This is a genomic window from Deltaproteobacteria bacterium (assembly GCA_016180845.1).
Classification (GTDB): Bacteria; UBA10199; UBA10199; order JACPAL01; family JACPAL01; genus JACPAK01.
Window position 1 is genome coordinate 1 of sequence record JACPAK010000006.1, and the last position, 18,552, is coordinate 18,552.

The following is an 18,552-nucleotide window of genomic DNA, read 5'->3' on the forward strand; positions in this document are numbered from 1 at the left end:
CGCCTCGATCGCGATGCAGACGGTGGTGAACCCGATTGTCTTCGGAAAGCCGATCTCCTCATCTCTTCACGATCTCGTCACGAACATTGGAAACGAATCGAAAGACCTCGCGCTGCTTCATATGGGAGGAAAGATGCTGCCTCATCAGATCTCGATCCTTCATAAGGAGATGCAACAGTGGGACACGGAGATCCAAAAAAGTCTGGGAATTGTCTTTACCAAAATCCATGAGGCACGGATTGAAAATGAGACCCGGTGGTTGACCGACACCACCTACCAAAGCGGTCTCAGGATCACCGCAGGGTGTGTCGCTGCCGGTCTGGCGGCGAGCGTCATCCCTCATGATTCAACCCTTTGCCTACCCCTTATCTTGGGAACGACGGAACCGACGACGCCCACGAGAAGACCTTCGGTCAAATGGCCTGATGCAATTGATGTCACCAACGCCTGGAAGATTTTTAAGGCGATTTATGAATCGCCGGCGGGAGAGCCCTCTCCCACCAAGCAAGATTTTATCCAACGGATGCGAGAAGAGCCCCCCTTTCGTGCGTGGTTCTATGACTGTCTGGGCAGGGTCAGTACCCGGACCGTTCTGCTCGTTATCTGGATGGGGGGCGATAAACTGGTTCATTACAAGCAACTCGCGCGTCTCCTCGCGAAGGAGCCAGCGCTCGAGGCGGCCTGTTGGGAGTCGATTCATGAAAGGGTCCCCCTCTGGAGGGAATTAGGCCTCGATCCCAAGGCGCACTTTGAGGAGATGACCCGGGCCGAATCCGAGCTTGCCATGATCAGAAAAGAGGCGACCGAACGCTTAGGCCCCGAGGCCGGAGAGAGCAGTTGGACATCCGAACTTCTTACGCTGAATAACCTGATCGGCATGCGACGCATCGCGATGATTATTGCCAGTCGTGATGCGATGCGCGAACGCGTTCGGGAAATTTCGACCGATGCGGCAGATTTTGATCGACAAGCAAGAACCCTCGAGGGGATGATTTCGGAAAACCTCGCCTATCTCCTGCTCCGAAAGCTTGATTGCGAGACAGGGAAATACACCCACCCTCAAAGCTATCATGATGAGAGAAGCCAACCTGCATTTGAGCAGGCGTATGAGGTACTCCGCCAGGCGGTCATCCGGGTCTATGAGGCAAAATCAGAGGGGATGGAAGGACTCCTTTCCACAGCGATCACTCAACAGATGGATAAGATCAAAGCGGGCGGATGGACAAGCTATGACGAGATCTCGAAGGCACGGCATGAGAACGATGTGATCCCTTCGCTCGTCGACGCGGGACCGTATCTGATCTCCTGCCTCTACCTGCATCTCCTGAGAGATGTCCCGTTTGAAAGGCTCGCCCTGGAGAGGCTGACCTCCTCCACGGAAGGGGAATTGACTACCTATAGAGAGGCGCGTCGTGCAAAACAGGCTGCGGTACCCGAAGAGCTCTTTAATCTTCTCGTGACTACAGAATTTATGGTCAAATTTTTACAAAAGGCTCGTTATCAACTCTCTGAGGGGAAGATCACGGAGCTCGATCAGATCCAGATCGCCGCACTCTCAACATCAGCAATCCAGATCATCGGTCATTTCAATACCGCCTTCGAGAGTGCTATTGCCAGACGGGCAGCACCTGCCTGGCAACGATACAGCGAAAAAAATGTCTCCGAAAATTACGTTCGAAACGAGATCCTCCACCCGCTCTCTGTCTTGAGGACAACGATCGGGAAGAAAATCGAGGCGGCGGCGCCAGACTCTCCTGATTTGGGGCCGCTCAACCTGATAGATCAGGCGCTCTTGAGTTGCTACGACAGGGTCACGGAAATCACCGGTATCTTTTCCGCCTTGAACTAATCACTGAGGCACGTTAAACCGCATCCGCTATGCCTTTCACCCTTGCTGACCGCGTTAAAAATCTTCCTCCATACCTTTTCGCCGAACTCGACCGCCTGAAGGCGGAGCAGGTGAAAAAGGGGGTCGATGTGATCGATCTGGGCGTCGCCGATCCCGATCTCCCGACTCCTCCTCATATTATCAAGGCGCTCCAGAAGGCAGCCGAGGACCCGGAAAATCACCGCTATCCCGCCTATACCGGAATGAATCGCTTCCGCGAATCGGCAGCCGGCTGGATGAAGCGGCGTTTTGGCGTGACTTTGGAACCCCTCGCTGAGGTCTTGACACTCATCGGTTCCAAAGAAGGGATTTCCAATTTTCCCTTGGCCTTTGTAAACCCGGGAGATGTCGTCCTAATCCCCTCCCCCGGTTATCCTCCGTACACGAGCGGGACCCTCTTCGCCGGAGGCAAACCGTACTTCCTCCCTTTGAAGAGGGAAAATAACTTTCTCCCCGATCTCAAATCGATCCCGCAGGAGGTCGTGAAAAAAGCGAGGATCATCCATATCAATTATCCGAACAATCCGACCGCCGCCATCGCGAACCTCAATTTTTTTGAAGAGGTGGTCCAGTTTGCGAGAAAAAATAATATTATCGTCTGCCATGATGCCGCCTACTCGGAGCAGTACGATAAAGAACCGTCTCCCTCCTTTCTGCAGGTCGATGGGGCGCGAGAGGTCGGGATTGAATTCCACTCCCTCTCGAAGACCTTCAACATGACCGGTTGGCGAATCGGTTTCGCCTGCGGAAATCGGGACCTGATCGCGGGTCTCGGCAAGATCAAAACCAACGTCGACTCCGGCGCCTTCCAGGCGGTGCAATGGGCTGGAATCGCTGCGCTGGAAGAGAATACCGGTTGCATCGAAGAAATCCGAGGCGTTTACCGACAGCGTCGGAAGCTGACCTGTGAGGGTTTGAAGAGATTAGGTTGGGATATCGCCTCCTCGGCGGCAGCGATTACCCTCTGGGTCGCTGTCCCGAAGGGATATGACTCTGCAAGATTTTCCAAAAAAGTCCTGGAAGAGGTCGGCGTCGTCATCACACCCGGAAATGGTTTTGGAGAGGGGGGTGAGGGGTATGTACGGATTTCACTGACCTGTTCTGACACGCGGTTGCAAGAGGCGGTGGAGAGACTAGGTCGGTTGAAGATATGAAAATCCCCCACTTTGAAAAAGGGGGGCCGGGGGGGATTTTATGACAATCATCTACATCGGCGTCGGTTCTAATATCGGCGATCGGCATCAGAACATCGAACGGGCCCGCCAACTTCTGATCACCGGCGGTATCGCGGTGAAGCGAGTTTCTCCACTCTATGAATCAAAGGCGATTTGTCGCCCAGGGGAAACAATGCCCGATTTTTTAAATGGCGTCTTCGAGATCGAAACCAATCTCTCCCCAGAAGATCTTCTAGATAAACTCGAGGCGGTGGAAAGGGAACTCGGACGAAAGGAAAAGGGAAACTGGCAGCCACGAACGATCGATCTTGACCTGCTCCTTTATGGAAATGAAGTGATTCAAACGAAACGCCTGAAGGTTCCGCATCCCGATATTGAAAAAAGGTGGTTTGTCGTAAAACCTTTGGTTGATTTAAATCCAAAATTGATGCATCCCACCCTAAAGAAAAGAATGGAGGAGCTTTATGCAAATCTTCATTGATACCGCCGATGTGAAAGAAATCCGTGAGTGCTGGGAGATGGGGGTTATCGACGGGGTCACCACGAACCCAACCCTCGCGGCAAAAACTGGCCGCAACTACGATGAGACGATCAAAGAGATCGCCGCAATCGTCAATGGACCGATCAGTGCCGAGACAATCTCACTCGATTACGACGGGATGATGAAAGAGGCGTATCACTTCGCGAAGATCCACAAAAATATCGTCGTAAAGATCCCGATGACCCCTGTGGGACTCAAGGCGGTCCGAACCTGCGCCAAGGACAGTATCCCGACCAATGTGACCGTCACTTTTTCTGCGAATCAGGCGCTTCTCATCGCAAAAGCGGGGGCAAGCTACGTCAGCCCCTTTATCGGACGGCTCGACGATATATCGGAAGAAGGAATGGAGCTAATCCAGCATATCAAACAGATTTATACGAATTACGCCTTCAAAACAAAGATCCTCGTCGCATCGATTCGAAACCCAATCCATGTCCGCGATGCGGCACTGATCGGTGCCGATGTCGCCACGATCCCATACAGCGTCATCATGCAACTCGCCAAGCATCCATTGACCGATATCGGGATTGAAAAGTTTTTGAAGGATTGGGAGAAGATTCCGAAGTAGCCCTATCTCCTCCCAACAGCTAACAATCCTGCCCTTGGAATCAGCGGATGGTCGGAGAGGTCATGCATCTCGACATCACGAAAGCCACCCCTCCGCAGCAGAGCTCTCAACTGATCCGCTGAGTAGAGTCGAAAATTCATATCACAGCGCCGCGTTCTCTCTCCCTCTCGCCATTCGTAGATCAGATGCACCCTTGAACCATCGGGAGTTAACCGTTGTTCTCCACGATAAAGTCTCACCCCAATCCACTTCCCAAATCTTCCCTGATAAATCGGCTCCTTGAGATCCCTCCCCGCTGTTTCAATAGCCAATGAACCGCCCCGCCTCAGAGATCGCAGTGCATTTTCGACAACCTTAAGATCATCGGCAGGATCGGAAAAATATCCGAACGACGATCCAAGATTGACCACCCCGTCAAAGGTCCCAGGTCTCACAAATCGCCTCATATCCTCCCGAACAAACTCAGGCGAAACACCAAACCTTCTGGCCAACCATCTCGCTTGATGGAGCATTGAGGGATTTAAATCGACTGCGGTTACGCGAAATTCTCGGCGCGCTAATTCAAGCGTATGGCGACCTACCCCACAGGGAAGGTCAAGCAGAGCAGCCCCTGGCGGAAGTCGCAGATGAGAGAGGACAAGATCCACTTCCTGAGCCGCTATCCTCCACTGCTGCTCATCAAACATCGCCGGCCAAACCTGTCGCCAGTCCCTGTCTCTCTCAAACCACTCCCTCGCCCCCCTCCTGGCAGATTGCACAAGCCTCCCTTTGCCACCGACCACAGCGGCGAGAAGAAGACCGGAAAGCGCCAACGTCCCCCAAGGAATGGTTGCGGATCGGGAAACAGTTGTCACCCCATAATCTTGAGAATTTCCCGACCGATTGCCAGAATTTATAGAACCAACAGACATGACAGGCTGATTATCGAAAGAAGAGAGGAAATGGTTTCGGAGCTATTTCAGATTTTTCAAGACCTGTTTCGCCACTGCCTGCAGCGTCTCCATGACCCCTTCACCGCGAGTGGCAATAGACTCGACATGAAGACCATCGGCTGTCGGAAGGATTTTCTTCAATTCTGAAAGAGGAGCGATATTTTTTAAATCTCGCTTGTTCAACTGAATAACGATCGGGAACTTATTCAGATCAACACCAAGCTCTGCAAGATTCATCCGAAGATCCCGCCAACTCTCCAGCGTCGCTTCAAGCCTTTCCACTTGAGAATCAGCGACGAAGACAACACCATCCACCCCCTTCAGGATCATCTTCCGACTCGCATCAAATTGAGACTGACCGGGGACCGTATAAAGGTGAAGACGAAGCTTCTTTCCCTTCGCCTCTCCTAAAGAAAGGGGGAGAAAATCGAAGAAGAGGGTGCGATGCTCCTTCTCCGCTAAAGAAACAAGTTTACTTTTCTGTGCCGGTGCAACCCGCTCATAGATCTGATGGAGGCTCGTGGTCTTGCCTGAAAAAGGAGGGCCGCAATAAACAATCTTGCAGTTGACCTCTTTGGTCTGGGGGTTGATGAAGGACATGGAGGCAGTCTACCTAAAACTCCCTCCTCGTCAATAACGACCTCGCCAGCGTCTGGGGATCCGAGTATTCCAATGTCCCCCCGACCGGAACCCCGGAGGCGATCCGGGTCAGCTTCACCCCTAACGAAGAGAGAAGTTTTTTGAGATAAAGCGCCGTCGCCTCCCCTTCCGGGTTTGGATTGGTCGCGAGAATCACCTCCGAAAACTTCCCCTCTCGGATCCTCTTGATGAGACGTTCAAACTTCATTTCATCAGGGCCAATCCCATCCAACGGAGAAATGACCCCATGGAGCAGGTAATAGAGTCCTCGATACTCCGAGGTCTTCTCGAGGGCGATCAAGTCTTGCGGCCCCTCCACGACACACAAGAGAGAGCTGTTTCGTCTCGGATCCCGGCAGAGGGAACAAAGATCCTCCTCGGTCAAATTTTGGCAGAGCTTGCAAAAATGGATCTTCTCCTTCATCACGATCAGGGCATTCGCAATTTCCTGGGAAATCCCACGATCCTCTTTTGTGAGAAAGAGCGCGAGACGAGAGGCCGATTTCTCACCGATCCCGGGGAGTTTTGTCAGAGCTTTTACCAATCGTTCAAAGGGATTCATGAGGAACGGATTGTCGTCAAAGAACTGGGTTGAAAAATAGAGATCGCCTCTTCGATCACTCCCCCGGTGGTAATCACCTCGGAAGGAGCGGCTGCTTCAATGACCAACTTCAAGGGGCGACCAAAATACTGTTCGAGCTGTTCCAGAAGCTGCGCCTTGCGCGCTGCCTCATTCAACATCTCCATCGAGAGAGATTTTTCTGGAAATTTGATCATCACCTGATCTTTGGAAAAATCAGACGATAACGCCTGCGCCAGGATAGAGGCGATCTGCGGTTTTTTCGACTGGAGTTCTCCAAGAAATCCTTGCCAGTCTTTGGGATCACTTGAGGAAGCCTTTTCATTCGAGATCGGCGGGTCCTGGCTCGGGTTCCGCCCACCCGTGCTCACCCGTTGCGCGCGGGCGGGCGCCCGACCCGAGCCACCCGCCGCATCACTATCAAAATCAGCAGCACCTTTTCCCTCTATCATCTGAATCAACTTCTCAATCGACTGCAAATCCTCATGATGACAGAGCCTCAAGAGGAGGACATCCAGAACGATTTGCGGCGTTGCCGATCGTAAAAGATCGGAGAGACCTTTTTGAAGCATTCGAAACAATTGATCCAAGAGATTCTCAGAAACGGATTGGGAGAGCTCTTTTAACTTTTTGATCTCATCAGAGGGGAGATCAAAGAGGGCCGGATCCTCATGAATCCGAACAATCAAGAGATGACGAAGATATTCCAAAAGTTCTCTCGCCAATCTCTTGGGATCGATACCAGCCTCTGAGGCTGCCTTGAGTCCTTGCAGGAGTTCGGCCGCCTCTCGATTCAAAATCGATCGGAGAATAGAGATCACAAACCGACGGGGGGAAGCACCTAAAATCTCCTCAATCCCCTGAACCTTCACCTGATTTTTAAAATACGAGGCGACCTGATCGAGCAGCGTGATCGCATCGCGAAGACCCCCCGAGGCCTCTCGCGCGATTTCGAAGAGGGCTGCCTCCTCGACCTCGATCGACTCCTTTTCTGAAATCCTCTTCAGATGACCAACGATCAGATTCAGTGTCATCGGTCTCAAATCGAATCGAAGACAGCGTGAGATGATCGTGATCGGGACCTTCTGCGGCTCCGTCGTTGCAAAGATAAAGAGGGCATGCGGAGGGGGTTCTTCCAATGTCTTCAAGAGGGCATTGAAGGCAGCGGTCGAGAGCATATGGACTTCGTCGATGATGTAAATCTTGTAGCGTCCACCCGGGGCAAGATAACGAATCTTTTCCCGGATCTCGCGAACATCCTCCACAGAGGTATTTGAGGCACCGTCAATCTCCATGACCGCCATCGAGCGTCCTTCCGTGATATCCACGCAGGAAGGGCACGAACCACATGGCTCAGTCGTCGGCTGGTCTGTCTTCTGACAATTCAACGCCTTCGCCAGGATCCTGGCCAATGACGTCTTCCCGATCCCACGAGGTCCCGTAAAAAGGTAGGCATGATGGATCCGCCCCTCCGTCAGGATATTCTTGAGGATTTTGACAGTGACTTCCTGACCGACGACATCCTCAAAGGTTTGAGGGCGGTATTTGAGGGCCAGGACACGAGAAGACATGGGGGTTCATTGCCTCGGTTTGATCTGATCATCAAGTCAAAAAAGCAAAAGATCAGGATTGATCAACTCCCTTAAAATATTTATAGAAGTTGTGTTAGAGGTCAAATAACGAAAGGAGGGATCGATGAGACGCCTAAAATTGTTCTTGTTATTCATGGGGCTCACTCTATCTTTTGTTTCTGTCGCCTATGCCGATGAGTCGGCGATCCTCGAGGTTCAGGTGGAGGGGATCAAAAACAAAAAAGGAGAGGTTGGTGTCGCCCTGTTTTCGAGTACCATGGGATATCCGACCCATCTCGAACATGCCTATGAGACGGAGTGGATCCCCTATGAAAAAGGAGAGGGCAGTTTAATATTTAACTTTGAGGGCCTTCCACCGGGCGACTACGCGGTCTCGGTCCTCCATGACACAAACGGGAATCGAAAGGTGGATCGAACCGGTCTCGGATTTCCCAAAGAAGGAGTCGGTTTCTCAAACGATCAAAAGGTCACATTGAAAGCACCGAGTTTTAAGAAATCGAAATTCCCTCTAACTGCTGGAGAGAGTAAAAAGATCGTGATTCAGCTCGAGTATCGAAAGGATTGAATTTGGAGAGGTGGCCGAGTGGTTGAAGGCGCTAGTCTCGAAAACTAGTATACCCGCAAGGGTATCGAGGGTTCGAATCCCTCCCTCTCCGTAAAAAAATTAATGATGGGATTCGAAACCAACATTTCACTGGAAAAAGGTTCCGGTCTTGTTTCATAGTGGCCAATATGACTGAAGGACTCGAGTCGCTGTCACAGGAAAAACGTCTCTTCCCCCCTCCGAAAGAGGTCTCAGACCGAGCTTGGGTGAAGAACCTCTCGGCCTATACGAAACTTTATGAAGCCTCGCTGAAAGACCCCGAAAAATTCTGGGCCGAAAGGGCCGAGAATTATTTCTGGTTCAAAAAATGGGATCGAGTCCTCCGCTTCGATTGGAAAGATTCGTACCGGGTCGAATGGTTTGGCGGGTCCAAGACGAATCTCTCTGTCAATGCCCTTGATCGTCATCTGGGAAAAAATGGCGATCGACTCGCCTATCTCTGGATCGGCAATGAGCCGGGAGAGGAGAAGAGAATCAGTTATCGTGAGCTTTTTGAAGCAGTTTGTCGATTCGCGAATGTCCTCAAATCCCATGGGGTGAAAAGAGGTGACCGGATCGCGATCTATCTCCCGATGATCCCGGAGTTGCCAATCGCCATGCTCGCCTGCGCCCGGATCGGGGCGATCCATTCGGTCGTCTTCGGAGGATTTTCGGCCGAATCGCTCTCCGACCGGATCCTCGACGCACAATGCCGTTACCTGATCACCTCGGATGGTGGATTTCGTGGGAATAAAAAAATCCCGCTCAAGGGAATCGCCGATGAGGCGCTCAAACTCTGCGAGTCGAAGAAGCTTTCACTGGAAAAATGTTTTGTTGTCCGCCGAACAGGGGAGCCAGTCCCGATGCAAACAGGTCGCGATCTCTGGTGGGATAAGGAAATCGCCTCTGCCTCAAACTCCTGCTCCGCCGAAAAAATGGATGCAGAAGACCCGCTCTTTATTCTCTACACCTCCGGTTCGACAGGAAAGCCCAAAGGGGCGGTTCACACCACGGCAGGATATATGGTCTACGCCGCAGAAAGTTTTCGTGACATCTTCGATTATCATCCTGAAGATCTTTACTGGTGCACCGCTGATATTGGCTGGATCACGGGACATACCTATACCCTCTATGGCCCGCTTTGTGCCGGTGCCAGTTCGGTTCTCTTCGAGGGGATCCCGACCTATCCCGATCCAGGACGGTTTTGGAAAATTGTCGAAAAACACCACGTCAATGTTCTTTATACCGCACCGACCGCGATCCGATCGCTCATGCGCGAAGGGGATCAATGGCCGGCAAAACATAACTTAAGTTCACTAAAAATCCTCGGCTCTGTCGGTGAACCGATCAATCCGGAGGCCTGGATCTGGTACCACAAAAAAATCGGTGGCGGACGTTGCCCGATCGTTGACACCTGGTGGCAGACCGAGACCGGGGGGATCCTGATCACCCCTCTTCCCGGAGCGATGCCAACAAAACCGGGCTCCGCCTCACTCCCCTTCTTCGGCATCGAACCGGCGATCCTGAAGGAAGACGGCAGTGAATGTAAAACGAACGAGGGGGGACTGCTCATCATCAAAAAGCCATGGCCCGGGATTATGCGAACGGTGTACGGGCAGCATGATCGTTTTATTGAGACCTATTTTACCCAATTCCCCGGACGTTATTTCACTGGCGACAGCGCGCGGCGTGATGAAGATGGTTATTTTTGGCTCATGGGGCGGATCGATGATGTAATCAAAGTCTCAGGGCACCGGATCGGTACCGCCGAGGTCGAGAGCGCCCTCGTCGCGCACCCCTCCGTCGCGGAAGCAGCGGTCGTCGGAATCCCCCATGAGATCAAGGGCCAAGGGATCTACGCCTTCGTCTCGCTCCGCGAAGGTTTTGAACCGTCAGAACCCCTCAATAAAGAGCTGTATCAGCATGTCCGCAAAGAGATTGGCGCGATCGCGACACCGGAAAAGATCCAGTTTGCCCCTGCCCTCCCAAAAACGCGTTCGGGCAAGATCATGCGCCGGATCTTGCGAAAGATCGCCGAAGAAAAACCTGACGAAATCGGCGATACAACAACGCTCGCTGATCCAACTGTAGTCGAACAACTGATAAAAAATAAACAATAGAAGGATATGGGATTCTTCCCTCGAGATATCCTTTTACCGAACGAACATGGTGCCTGGGGGATGCTGGTCACTGCATTTCTCTTGGGCTGGCTCGGGGCCCCCGAACTTTCCCGGGATCCCCTCCTCCTTTTACCCGCGGCGTTAGGGGGCTTTCTCACCCGTTATCCTGTCGGGATCTATTTTAAAAAGAGACGCGTGACCCGTCAGTTAGGTATTCCGTTGAAACGAGAAAAAAAGTGGTTTCTGATTTATTCGATTTTCACACTGCTTGTCGGACTTCCGCTTTTGCATCCACTGGGCTGGTGGTGGCTGCTCCCGTTCACTTTTCTTGCCACCCTCGCCCTGGCCCTTCATCTAACCGCTATTATCCAAAGAAAAGAGCGGACGCTTTTTGTGGAAATCACAGCGATGCTCGGGATCTCCCTGCTCGCCCCAGCCGCTGCCTATGCCGCCTCAAAACAGTTTGATTGGAAAATATTTATCCTCTGGATACTCTTTGTACTCTTCTATACCCAACGGATCATCGCAATCAAAGAGAAGGTGGCGCGACGAAAAGAAACCGGACTGGATATTCGTAAGGTCGGTAAAAGAGAGCTTATCTACTCTTCTCTCTTCTTCCTCGCTGTTATTCTTTGGATGAGGATTTCTGGCTAATCTGTGTACCCCACAAGCGTACGAAAAAATGCGCAACATCCCGCACCAGACACCGATAATACCCCCAGAGAGTACAGAGCATGGTCAAGAAAAACAAAGAAAAATCACCTTCACCGAACCTTTTTGAATACACCGATTATCGCCGCTATCTGGCTGATTACTACCAGTCCAAGAAAAATGAGAAGCCGGGGTTCTCTTATCGGCTCTTTTCGCGCAAGGCCGAGCTCTCCTCCCCCAGCTATCTGCTCGATGTGATCAAAGGGAAGAAAAATGTCGAAGGGAAATCGCTTAGTGGTTTTTGTAAGGCGCTCGAATTCAACTCTCGAGAACGTTTGTATTTCGAGAACCTCGTCCGATTCAATCAGGCAACGAACCAGGAGACAAAACGGTATTACTATGAACAACTCTTGCCGATCCTCCAGAAGGAAAACGGAACCCGCCTCGCCACCGATCAATACGAATATTTCAATCATTGGTACGCCCCGATCATTCGGGAGATGGTCGGTCTTGAAAATTTCCGTGAGGATCCCGTCTGGATCAGCCACCGCTTGAGAAGAAAGATAACGCCGACCGAGGCGAAAAAGACCCTCCAACTGCTGCTCGATCTCAAAATGATCGAGAGAGACGCTCAGGGAAGGCTAAAACCGACTGTCGTGAATCTCACCACACCTGCCGAGGTGTCAGCGATTTCGGTAGTCAAGTTTCACGAGGAGATGTTGGAGCGCGCCAAGGAGTCTCTGGGGAAGGACGCTGGTTCGAAACGCGAGATCTCCAGCATTACAGCAGCCCTCACGCCAACACAATTCCGGCAATTCAAACAGGAGATCCAGGAATTTCAGAATAAGATGATGCAATACCTCGAAAATACCGACCCCAGCGCGCCCCATGTGTATCAGTTTAATTGCCAACTCTTTTCTCTAACCGATCTTCAAGAGGGAGAAACCGATGTTGCTCCGCAACAACTCAAAGTTGGCTAAAATATTATCCACACTCGTGGTGCTTTTCACGCTGGTTAGTTGCCGTATCGACAACTCGGCCACACGAACCGGCAATCCCAACACGGAAGGAGAGGCGACGCGCACAGGCAATCCGAATAGTAATGGAGAATGGAGCGATGAGGGAAGCGACGAGGCAGCGACCCCGGATCCATCATCCGATGAGGAATTGTCGGATTACATCGATAATAACCGGACTCTCACTGGAAGCCTTGAGGGCGATGACACGGCATGTCTGAATTATCAGTTAGATTTCGATCCCGAAAAACAGGAGGTCACAGTCATCTTTTACGAAGATGAAGAGGGAAATATCGTCTGCTCGATCACCTCAACTTCATATAAAATTGATAATGAAGGGAAACTGCGTAGCAACGATAAAGATCTCGACTTAGGAATATCCTTAGATGAGGGAAGACCGACAGTCATGATGAAACCGCCTCGTCCTAGTCTTGATCAGGACCAAGAGACTGCTGTTATGAATCATCATGAGAGTGCCTCTTCTGTTGGCGCTCTAGAAACCGAAACTGAAGCGGTCGAACGACTCGACTACGACAATATGAGGGAAGGTCCTTTCGCTAATCCTCATACGCTCCAAATCCTTCGTCGGCAGGCGGCACCCACTAAGCTGCAAAAGAAAAAGAATTCCAAAAAGAAATAAGGTGTTTTTTTCGGTGCGGAGGGGGTGAGATTCGAACTCACGGTACCCTTGCGGGTACTCCAGTTTTCAAGACTGGCGCCTTCAACCACTCGGCCACCCCTCCTCATACCTCATCCTCATTGATCCACTTCTCAACATGAGCCGGTTGAAACGATTCCATTTTTTCCAAGAGAGCCAAGGGGTCTCTCTCAATAAGAATCAAAGCCCGATGTTCGGGACGGATAAGGGCTTCTTGGGTCCCCTTTTCAATCTGTGTCAGGAACGCATCATAATATCCGTCAATATTCAGAACCCCACACGGTTTTGAATGAAGCCCCAACTGCCCCCATGTGATAATCTCCAAAATTTCTTCGAAGGTTCCAAACCCACCCGGAAGCGCAATGAACCCGTCCGAGAGATCATACATCATCTTCTTTCTCTCATGCATCGAAGAGACGCGGTGGAGCTCCGTCAGCCCTGCATGTCCTACCTCTTTTTGAAAAAGCATCTCCGGGATCACACCGATAATTTTTCCCCCTCTTCCCAGAACAGAATCAGCAAAAACCTTCATGAGTCCCACGCCGCCACCGCCATAAACACCGGTGATCCCTTTCTCCGCAACGCCTTTTCCTATCGCGCGAGCCGCTTCCCGGAAGCGTGGATTGCGACCCACATTCGATCCACAAAAGACACAGATGCTTTTTAAATTCGGTTTCATCGAGGCGGCAGGTTAGTTCAGATAATTTTTAAAGGCAAGCCTTCCTCAGCCTCTTGTAAGTTAAGGGGACAAAGGAAAGCAAAACGATGAGACATAATAAAAGGAGGCAGCTCGGTTTAAGATTCTTCATCGTGATGCCGGTCAAACGAAAAAGTCTCGCAATCTGGCTGATTCAAATGAACAACGATAAAAGAATTCTCATCTCAATGACACGAATTTTCGCAATGGTCAGAGATCCTTCTCTTAACGAATCTCCCAAACAACCGATCGATCGAGAAGAACCCTGCTCCAAAGAACAGAACGGTCAGGACCGTAATCAGAAATGGAAACGGGGTCGCCTTCACAAAGGCATCGGTATCGGTAAAAAACGAGAAGAACGCGGCGCGATCGGCGGTCAGATAGGCGACGAACATCGTGATCGCCAAAGGGATCGTGATGAGTCGGGATCCGAGTCCAAGGATCAAGAAGAGCCCACCCAAAAATTCCGTCAGACCGACCAGATAAACGTTGAAGATCGGAAACGGGATCCCGAGTCCCTGAAAGAATTCGATGACCGGACCGGGATTGGCCAACTTCCCCTTGCCGGTGACGACGAATTGCCACCCCCAGTTGATCCTTGTGAGTAGGAGAAAGAAACTCGCGAGCACACCAGTGCAGACCAGCCACTTCTCGTAGATTGCTTTAAGTTTGGTCAACATAAACCCTCCTTGAGGTCGCCCTCTTTGTGCAGTTTTTTGATAAATTCGAGTGAATCATCCCTCTCGTTGTCGGTGAGCTGAAGCTTTCTTTGGGCCTCTCCAATCGTCATCTGTCTGTTTTTCAATAATAGATCCAGGAATCTTGCAATCTTTATCGTCTTCGATGTTGATCTTTTCCGAATCTTAAAGAAAAGTCCGGGATCGATCCCACCTTCCGTGAGGTGCGCATAAATCTCTTTCTTGATCCGGCAATCGACCGATTTTCCCTCCTCCCGTGTGAGCGGACAGCCGCTGTGGCAGATCGGTTGATACAGGCAGGTTTGACACTCCGGATCGACGGGCCGTGGTCCGTAAAGGCGATGCCTCTTGATCACTATCGTTTCAAAGAACTCTTCGAACCAGTTCGTAAACACCCCCGTCTCGAGGTAGTTTTTGTTGCAGGAGTAACAGTTGCCGTCGCCTGATCTCCTCGTGAAGATTGTTCGGGAGAAATTCATTGATCAGCACCATCGCCCTTCTCGATGTCCCGGAGTCAGAGGTCCGCGAAATGCTCAAGGATCAACCCGAATTTCTCTCCCATTTCCTCGATTGCCGAATCCATGCGAGAGCAGTCCTTGAAGGGAAACTCCCGGACCTGAAAAAGCACCTCAGGGTTAGCCTTTAATCTCTTTGACTGCCTTTGAAATATCTCCCAGACAACAGGTCTTCTTTGGGTTGACAGCCTCACAACGGCAGTTGCCGGACTTGATTTGCGCCCTTAGGAAATCAGGGATGGTTGTCTTCCCGGTTTTTCTGATCTCCTGCTCAATATCCTGTCGAAAGATATGAAAGCAATAACAGATCGGTGATGAATCATACCTCTCTTTTACAGGAGATGCCGGGGCATGGCCCGTCTCCTTGTCAGTAACCTCGCAAATTCCATTGCAACAGGTATCATTCATACTTTCCTCCCGATGAGGGGCGTTGGGGGGAGAGAGGATTCTTCCCCCAACTTTAGCGAGCATCCGGCTTTGCCGGTGCTAGCGAATCAACCAATCAAATGTGGACCAATCAAGAAGATCACCGCCAATGCCGTCGAGAGCCACAAGGGTTCGAGCCGACTTTTTTGCGGAGAGGGCGGGATTCGAACCCGCGATACCCTTGCGGGTATACTACCTTTCCAGGGTAGCGCCTTCAACCACTCGGCCACCTCTCCATTATATTTTGGGGAGAGATCCTGCTCTCTCCCCAAAACCCCTCATCGAGTTATCCAGTATGTCACCGCTCACTCCGTTTTGTCGGACGGAGTAAATCCGATCCTCCAAAGCCTCGTTCGCTATTATTATCTTTAGGGAGAAATCCTGCTCTCTCTCCCCTACCCTTCTTCTCTTACACAAGCAAGCTGATCACATAAAAATGACTCGCGGAGCCGGCCAAGAAGAAGCAGTGCCAAATCTCATGGAAGCCGAACTTGCCGGGGAAAGGGTTTGGTTTTTCCAAAACGTAGATCAACCCTCCCACGGTAAAAAAGAGCCCTCCCAGGATGAAAGAAAAAATCCCCTCCCAGTGGAGCGCCAAATAAATCGGTTTGACAATCAAAAGACCCAGCCATCCCATGCCGATATAAAAAGAGACCATGAACCAACGCGGCGCATTGGGACGGATCGCCTTGAAGAGTATTCCAATCACTGCGAGTGCCCAAACAAGACCAATCATGACCCATCCAAAGGTATTCTTCAAAAGGATCAGACAAAGCGGTGTCGCCGTCCCAGCGATCGCGAAGAAAATGGCAAAGTAGTCAAGTTGGCGAAGGAGATGATTTGTTTTCGGAGAGCCATCGATCCCATGGTGGAGGGCGCTTGAAAGAAACATCGTCACAAGACAAAATCCATAAATAGAAAAGGCAACGATCTTTTCGGTTTGACCTGTCTTCCAGGCGAGAGAGATCAAAAAACAAACACCGGCAGCAGAGAGTACTGCACCAAGAGAGGAAATCAGCGTGTTGTAGACCTCATCAGTCACATGGGTGCTGCCATCTTTACTCAAAAGCGGCGTTGTCAAAGTACCTCCTAAGCAAATCGCGCCTTCAAAATCCGGTACCCAAGGGGAAGAAAAGAAACAAAAATAATGCCAACAATCACAAACTCGAAGTTTTTCTTCACACCTGGAATATTGCCGAAATAATAACCTCCCAGCAGAAAAACAAGGACCCACAAGAGGGCACCGGTAACATTAAAAATTGCAAAACGCCTATACCGCATAATACCAATCCCGGCAACAAAAGGGGCAAAGGTCCGGATGATCGGCATGAAGCGGGCAATCACGATCGTCTTCCCTCCATGCTTCTCGTAGAACGCCTCCGTCGCCAAGAGATGCTTTTTATTGAGCCACCAACTTTCTTTGCGATTAAAAATCCTGGGCCCAACACGACGACCGATCGAGTAATTTGCCGCATCCCCGATGACAGCCGCTAAAAAAAGGAGAGGAACAAGCCAACTGATTTTCAATACAGACTGCTCTGTCGCCGCCATCGCACCGAGGGCAAATAGAAGAGAATCACCCGGCAAAAAAGGGGTCACCACCAGACCGGTTTCGCAAAAAATTATCAGGAAGATCAGAAGATAGATCCAGGGGCCAAAAATCCCTAACCATTCATTTAAATGAACGTCGAGATGGAGGAAGATCTCAAGGAGGGTCTTAAACAAACTGATGCAGAAATCAATGAAGGCATCGAAACTCATTTTGGTTTTCTAAGGATTTGGAAAAAATGTTTCAACAATTTCTTTGAATCCGCCGCCAAAACATCTGTCGATACTTCGATCTGATGATCCCCCACCCCTGAATTCGGAGCCGTTGCTCCAAAAACCAGTCGATCGATTCTCACCTGAAGCAGCGCCCCCATGCACATGAGACATGGCTCGAGTGTTACGTAAATCGTGACCCCATTCAGCCTCCAGCTCTTGAGTTTCTTGGAGACCTTTTTGAGAAGCAGGATCTCGGCATGGCCTAGTGGGTCCTGTGTCGTCTCACGAATATTGTGGGCTCGCCCGATAATTTTCCCCTCATAAACGGCAACGGCACCAATTGGCACTTCATCCTTATTAAAGGCCTTTTCCGCCTCACGGAGCGCATGTTTCATAAAAAATTCATCAGAGGATTTCATATTTTATCTTATAAAGAATTAGTTTAAGATAGGGCAACGATTTTATGCAACTCTCTCGACTCACCGCTATCGGCGCCGGCGTGACCGCCTTTCTCGGTTCGTGTTGCGCCCTGCCCCTTATGCTCCTCGGACTCACCGGAACCATCGGTTTCGCCTCGGCCTTTGTCCCGTATCAGAAATATTTTACCGTCGCGACATTCGCCCTCCTGGGAACCGCATTTTACCTTGTTTACGGACGAAAGCCGACAACCTGCGAAAATCCAAATCTTTGCAACCCGAAGACCCAAGGGATCACAAAATGGATCCTCTGGATTTCGACCCTCCTCGCGATAATCTTCTTGATCGGACCTTATTTAATTGCGAAATTCATGAGATAAAAGGGAGCCATCTAATAATCAGAAAAAATTTATTCATTGGGCTGAGACTTACGCAGACATTATTTAAGAAGGCATAGCAAAGAATCTATGCAAGAGGTTTGACCACTCGATCTTTTATACATATGAATTAGGCAATACAAATGGGCCCGTAGCTCAGGGGATAGAGCACCTGCCTTCAATAGAGGAGCCTTGGTCTGGGAAACAAACCAACCAAGTGGATGGCGCTATATGCGGGGAAGCCCTGATAGCCTTCTAGTACCCAATCGATGGGTAAAAACCTGGGAGGATTGGGTGATCCGCAGGGAAGTCCTTTTGGACCCCTCAGAGACCACACGCGTCACACCTGTAATGGTGAAGATATGGTCCAGCCTACAATCCGCAAAAGCGGTGCTTGGGAAACCAAGTGTGGGATGCTAAGCAGGGGGTCGCAGGTCCGAATCCTGCCGGGCCCACAATGAAGCGAATAACGGTCGTAGGCATTATTATTCTTTGTGCCACCTCCCTTCTTGCCGGCGAGGGTGTCCCCCCTGTTATCCATCTCGAAGAACAGATAGAACAGGCCTCTCGGGATCTCGAACCGATTTTGAGTGAATTGGAAGTCATCGATCTCTACCCTGATCAGGAACAAGAGGGACGTCTCCAGACAATCAAAACGGAGATCGGATCGTTTCAGAGTCGCTATTCTCCTCTCCTCTCCCGATTCCAAAAGGGGG

General features: G+C 50.7%; 22 protein-coding genes and 3 tRNA genes. 12 read left to right on the plus strand and 13 right to left on the minus strand.

Annotated features, from left to right (window positions below; translation table 11 throughout):
• From HYT76_08340 to fsa, 4 genes are all read left to right on the plus strand, one after another.
• Positions 1-1,849, plus strand: a 1,849-nt coding sequence (locus HYT76_08340; GenBank protein MBI2083563.1) for a hypothetical protein, incomplete at its 5' end; no start/stop codon positions are given.
• 29 nt (positions 1,850-1,878) lie between these two features.
• Positions 1,879-3,042 carry an LL-diaminopimelate aminotransferase gene (locus tag HYT76_08345; protein MBI2083564.1) on the plus strand — a complete coding sequence of 388 codons (1,164 nt, stop codon included), beginning with the start codon at positions 1,879-1,881 and terminating at the stop codon, positions 3,040-3,042.
• A gap of 40 nt (positions 3,043-3,082) precedes the next feature.
• A complete protein-coding gene (gene folK / locus HYT76_08350; GenBank protein MBI2083565.1) occupies positions 3,083-3,544 on the plus strand; it encodes a 2-amino-4-hydroxy-6-hydroxymethyldihydropteridine diphosphokinase in 462 nt (153 codons plus the stop codon).
• Positions 3,528-4,172 carry a fructose-6-phosphate aldolase gene (gene fsa, locus HYT76_08355; GenBank protein ID MBI2083566.1) on the plus strand — a complete coding sequence of 215 codons (645 nt, stop codon included), beginning with the start codon at positions 3,528-3,530 and terminating at the stop codon, positions 4,170-4,172. Before folK ends, fsa begins: the two co-directional genes overlap by 17 nt.
• Before the next feature lie 2 nt (positions 4,173-4,174).
• Here the strand turns inward: fsa and HYT76_08360 are convergent, their stop codons facing one another.
• Genes HYT76_08360 through dnaX form a run of 4 tightly spaced genes read right to left on the minus strand, consistent with a single transcriptional unit; the run spans position 4,175 to position 7,894 of the window.
• Positions 4,175-5,083 (minus strand): methyltransferase domain-containing protein, encoded by a 909-nt coding sequence (locus tag HYT76_08360; GenBank protein MBI2083567.1) that lies wholly within the window; start codon positions 5,081-5,083, stop codon positions 4,175-4,177.
• A 42-nt stretch (positions 5,084-5,125) separates the two neighbouring features.
• Positions 5,126-5,704, minus strand: coding sequence for a gliding-motility protein MglA (locus tag HYT76_08365; GenBank protein ID MBI2083568.1), 579 nt, complete (start codon positions 5,702-5,704; stop codon positions 5,126-5,128).
• A gap of 13 nt (positions 5,705-5,717) precedes the next feature.
• Entirely contained in the window at positions 5,718-6,305 is a 588-nt protein-coding gene (recR, locus tag HYT76_08370; protein ID MBI2083569.1) for a recombination protein RecR, read from the minus strand.
• Positions 6,302-7,894 (minus strand): DNA polymerase III subunit gamma/tau, encoded by a 1,593-nt coding sequence (dnaX, locus tag HYT76_08375; protein MBI2083570.1) that lies wholly within the window; start codon positions 7,892-7,894, stop codon positions 6,302-6,304. The genes recR and dnaX overlap by 4 nt, the downstream gene beginning before the upstream one ends.
• A gap of 124 nt (positions 7,895-8,018) precedes the next feature.
• On the opposite strand from dnaX, the gene HYT76_08380 reads away from it, so the two are divergent.
• The 6 genes from HYT76_08380 to HYT76_08405 all read left to right on the plus strand — a co-directional run bounded on the left by HYT76_08380 (position 8,019) and on the right by HYT76_08405 (position 12,925).
• Positions 8,019-8,480 (plus strand): DUF2141 domain-containing protein, encoded by a 462-nt coding sequence (locus tag HYT76_08380; protein MBI2083571.1) that lies wholly within the window; start codon positions 8,019-8,021, stop codon positions 8,478-8,480.
• A 4-nt stretch (positions 8,481-8,484) separates the two neighbouring features.
• Positions 8,485-8,571, plus strand: a tRNA-Ser gene (locus HYT76_08385).
• Positions 8,572-8,647: 76 nt separating this feature from the next.
• Complete coding sequence (gene acs, locus HYT76_08390) at positions 8,648-10,618, plus strand: acetate--CoA ligase (GenBank protein MBI2083572.1); 1,971 nt, start codon at positions 8,648-8,650, stop codon at positions 10,616-10,618.
• Positions 10,619-10,624: 6 nt separating this feature from the next.
• Positions 10,625-11,272 (plus strand): YwiC-like family protein, encoded by a 648-nt coding sequence (locus HYT76_08395; GenBank protein ID MBI2083573.1) that lies wholly within the window; start codon positions 10,625-10,627, stop codon positions 11,270-11,272.
• An 80-nt stretch (positions 11,273-11,352) separates the two neighbouring features.
• Positions 11,353-12,249: a TIGR02147 family protein gene (locus HYT76_08400; GenBank protein MBI2083574.1), complete on the plus strand. Its 897-nt coding sequence runs from the start codon at positions 11,353-11,355 to the stop codon at positions 12,247-12,249.
• The gene (locus tag HYT76_08405; protein MBI2083575.1) at positions 12,218-12,925 is read left to right on the plus strand and encodes a hypothetical protein; all 708 of its coding nucleotides are present in this window, start codon (positions 12,218-12,220) and stop codon (positions 12,923-12,925) included. The genes HYT76_08400 and HYT76_08405 overlap by 32 nt, the downstream gene beginning before the upstream one ends.
• A 16-nt stretch (positions 12,926-12,941) precedes the next feature.
• Here the strand turns inward: HYT76_08405 and HYT76_08410 are convergent.
• The 4 genes from HYT76_08410 to HYT76_08425 all read right to left on the minus strand — a co-directional run bounded on the left by HYT76_08410 (position 12,942) and on the right by HYT76_08425 (position 14,817).
• Positions 12,942-13,028 (minus strand) — tRNA-Ser (locus tag HYT76_08410).
• The gene (locus HYT76_08415; GenBank protein MBI2083576.1) at positions 13,029-13,622 is read right to left on the minus strand and encodes a TIGR00730 family Rossman fold protein; all 594 of its coding nucleotides are present in this window, start codon (positions 13,620-13,622) and stop codon (positions 13,029-13,031) included.
• A 203-nt stretch (positions 13,623-13,825) separates the two neighbouring features.
• Positions 13,826-14,320 carry a DoxX family protein gene (locus HYT76_08420; GenBank protein MBI2083577.1) on the minus strand — a complete coding sequence of 165 codons (495 nt, stop codon included), beginning with the start codon at positions 14,318-14,320 and terminating at the stop codon, positions 13,826-13,828.
• Entirely contained in the window at positions 14,314-14,817 is a 504-nt protein-coding gene (locus HYT76_08425) for an SPASM domain-containing protein (GenBank protein ID MBI2083578.1), read from the minus strand. Before HYT76_08425 ends, HYT76_08420 begins: the two co-directional genes overlap by 7 nt.
• On the opposite strand from HYT76_08425, the gene HYT76_08430 reads away from it, so the two are divergent.
• Positions 14,817-14,984 (plus strand): hypothetical protein, encoded by a 168-nt coding sequence (locus HYT76_08430; protein ID MBI2083579.1) that lies wholly within the window; start codon positions 14,817-14,819, stop codon positions 14,982-14,984. The two genes, HYT76_08425 and HYT76_08430, sit on opposite strands and share 1 nt — an antisense overlap.
• Here HYT76_08430 and HYT76_08435 read toward each other — a convergent pair.
• The 5 genes from HYT76_08435 to HYT76_08455 all read right to left on the minus strand — a co-directional run bounded on the left by HYT76_08435 (position 14,974) and on the right by HYT76_08455 (position 17,462).
• Positions 14,974-15,261 (minus strand): hypothetical protein, encoded by a 288-nt coding sequence (locus HYT76_08435; GenBank protein MBI2083580.1) that lies wholly within the window; start codon positions 15,259-15,261, stop codon positions 14,974-14,976. The two genes, HYT76_08430 and HYT76_08435, sit on opposite strands and share 11 nt — an antisense overlap.
• Positions 15,262-15,428: 167 nt before the next feature.
• A tRNA-Ser gene (locus HYT76_08440) sits at positions 15,429-15,515 on the minus strand.
• Positions 15,516-15,688: 173 nt separating this feature from the next.
• A complete protein-coding gene (locus HYT76_08445) occupies positions 15,689-16,360 on the minus strand; it encodes a hemolysin III family protein (GenBank protein MBI2083581.1) in 672 nt (223 codons plus the stop codon).
• 8 nt (positions 16,361-16,368) lie between these two features.
• Positions 16,369-17,040 carry a DedA family protein gene (locus HYT76_08450; GenBank protein MBI2083582.1) on the minus strand — a complete coding sequence of 224 codons (672 nt, stop codon included), beginning with the start codon at positions 17,038-17,040 and terminating at the stop codon, positions 16,369-16,371.
• The gene (locus HYT76_08455) at positions 17,037-17,462 is read right to left on the minus strand and encodes a nucleoside deaminase (protein MBI2083583.1); all 426 of its coding nucleotides are present in this window, start codon (positions 17,460-17,462) and stop codon (positions 17,037-17,039) included. The genes HYT76_08450 and HYT76_08455 overlap by 4 nt, the downstream gene beginning before the upstream one ends.
• Before the next feature lie 44 nt (positions 17,463-17,506).
• On the opposite strand from HYT76_08455, the gene HYT76_08460 reads away from it, so the two are divergent.
• A complete protein-coding gene (locus HYT76_08460) occupies positions 17,507-17,839 on the plus strand; it encodes a mercury transporter MerT (protein ID MBI2083584.1) in 333 nt (110 codons plus the stop codon).
• Positions 17,840-18,552: the final 713 nt, after the last annotated feature.

Excerpts from the sequence above, each read along its gene's own strand:
- HYT76_08365 (MBI2083568.1), bottom strand. The coding sequence starts at position 5,704 with ATGTCCTTCATCAACCCCCAGACCAAAGAGGTCAACTGCAAGATTGTT.
- HYT76_08345 (MBI2083564.1), top strand. The coding sequence starts at position 1,879 with ATGCCTTTCACCCTTGCTGACCGCGTTAAAAATCTTCCTCCATACCTT.
- HYT76_08420 (MBI2083577.1), bottom strand. The coding sequence starts at position 14,320 with ATGTTGACCAAACTTAAAGCAATCTACGAGAAGTGGCTGGTCTGCACT.
- acs (MBI2083572.1), top strand. The coding sequence starts at position 8,648 with ATGACTGAAGGACTCGAGTCGCTGTCACAGGAAAAACGTCTCTTCCCC.
- HYT76_08455 (MBI2083583.1), bottom strand. The coding sequence starts at position 17,462 with ATGAAATCCTCTGATGAATTTTTTATGAAACATGCGCTCCGTGAGGCG.
- HYT76_08400 (MBI2083574.1), top strand. The coding sequence starts at position 11,353 with ATGGTCAAGAAAAACAAAGAAAAATCACCTTCACCGAACCTTTTTGAA.
- HYT76_08425 (MBI2083578.1), bottom strand. The coding sequence starts at position 14,817 with ATGAATTTCTCCCGAACAATCTTCACGAGGAGATCAGGCGACGGCAAC.
- recR (MBI2083569.1), bottom strand. The coding sequence starts at position 6,305 with ATGAATCCCTTTGAACGATTGGTAAAAGCTCTGACAAAACTCCCCGGG.
- dnaX (MBI2083570.1), bottom strand. The coding sequence starts at position 7,894 with ATGTCTTCTCGTGTCCTGGCCCTCAAATACCGCCCTCAAACCTTTGAG.
- fsa (MBI2083566.1), top strand. The coding sequence starts at position 3,528 with ATGCAAATCTTCATTGATACCGCCGATGTGAAAGAAATCCGTGAGTGC.
- HYT76_08450 (MBI2083582.1), bottom strand. The coding sequence starts at position 17,040 with ATGAGTTTCGATGCCTTCATTGATTTCTGCATCAGTTTGTTTAAGACC.
- HYT76_08405 (MBI2083575.1), top strand. The coding sequence starts at position 12,218 with ATGTTGCTCCGCAACAACTCAAAGTTGGCTAAAATATTATCCACACTC.
- HYT76_08460 (MBI2083584.1), top strand. The coding sequence starts at position 17,507 with ATGCAACTCTCTCGACTCACCGCTATCGGCGCCGGCGTGACCGCCTTT.
- HYT76_08360 (MBI2083567.1), bottom strand. The coding sequence starts at position 5,083 with ATGTCTGTTGGTTCTATAAATTCTGGCAATCGGTCGGGAAATTCTCAA.
- folK (MBI2083565.1), top strand. The coding sequence starts at position 3,083 with ATGACAATCATCTACATCGGCGTCGGTTCTAATATCGGCGATCGGCAT.
- HYT76_08395 (MBI2083573.1), top strand. The coding sequence starts at position 10,625 with ATGGGATTCTTCCCTCGAGATATCCTTTTACCGAACGAACATGGTGCC.
- HYT76_08415 (MBI2083576.1), bottom strand. The coding sequence starts at position 13,622 with ATGAAACCGAATTTAAAAAGCATCTGTGTCTTTTGTGGATCGAATGTG.
- HYT76_08435 (MBI2083580.1), bottom strand. The coding sequence starts at position 15,261 with ATGAATGATACCTGTTGCAATGGAATTTGCGAGGTTACTGACAAGGAG.
- HYT76_08380 (MBI2083571.1), top strand. The coding sequence starts at position 8,019 with ATGAGACGCCTAAAATTGTTCTTGTTATTCATGGGGCTCACTCTATCT.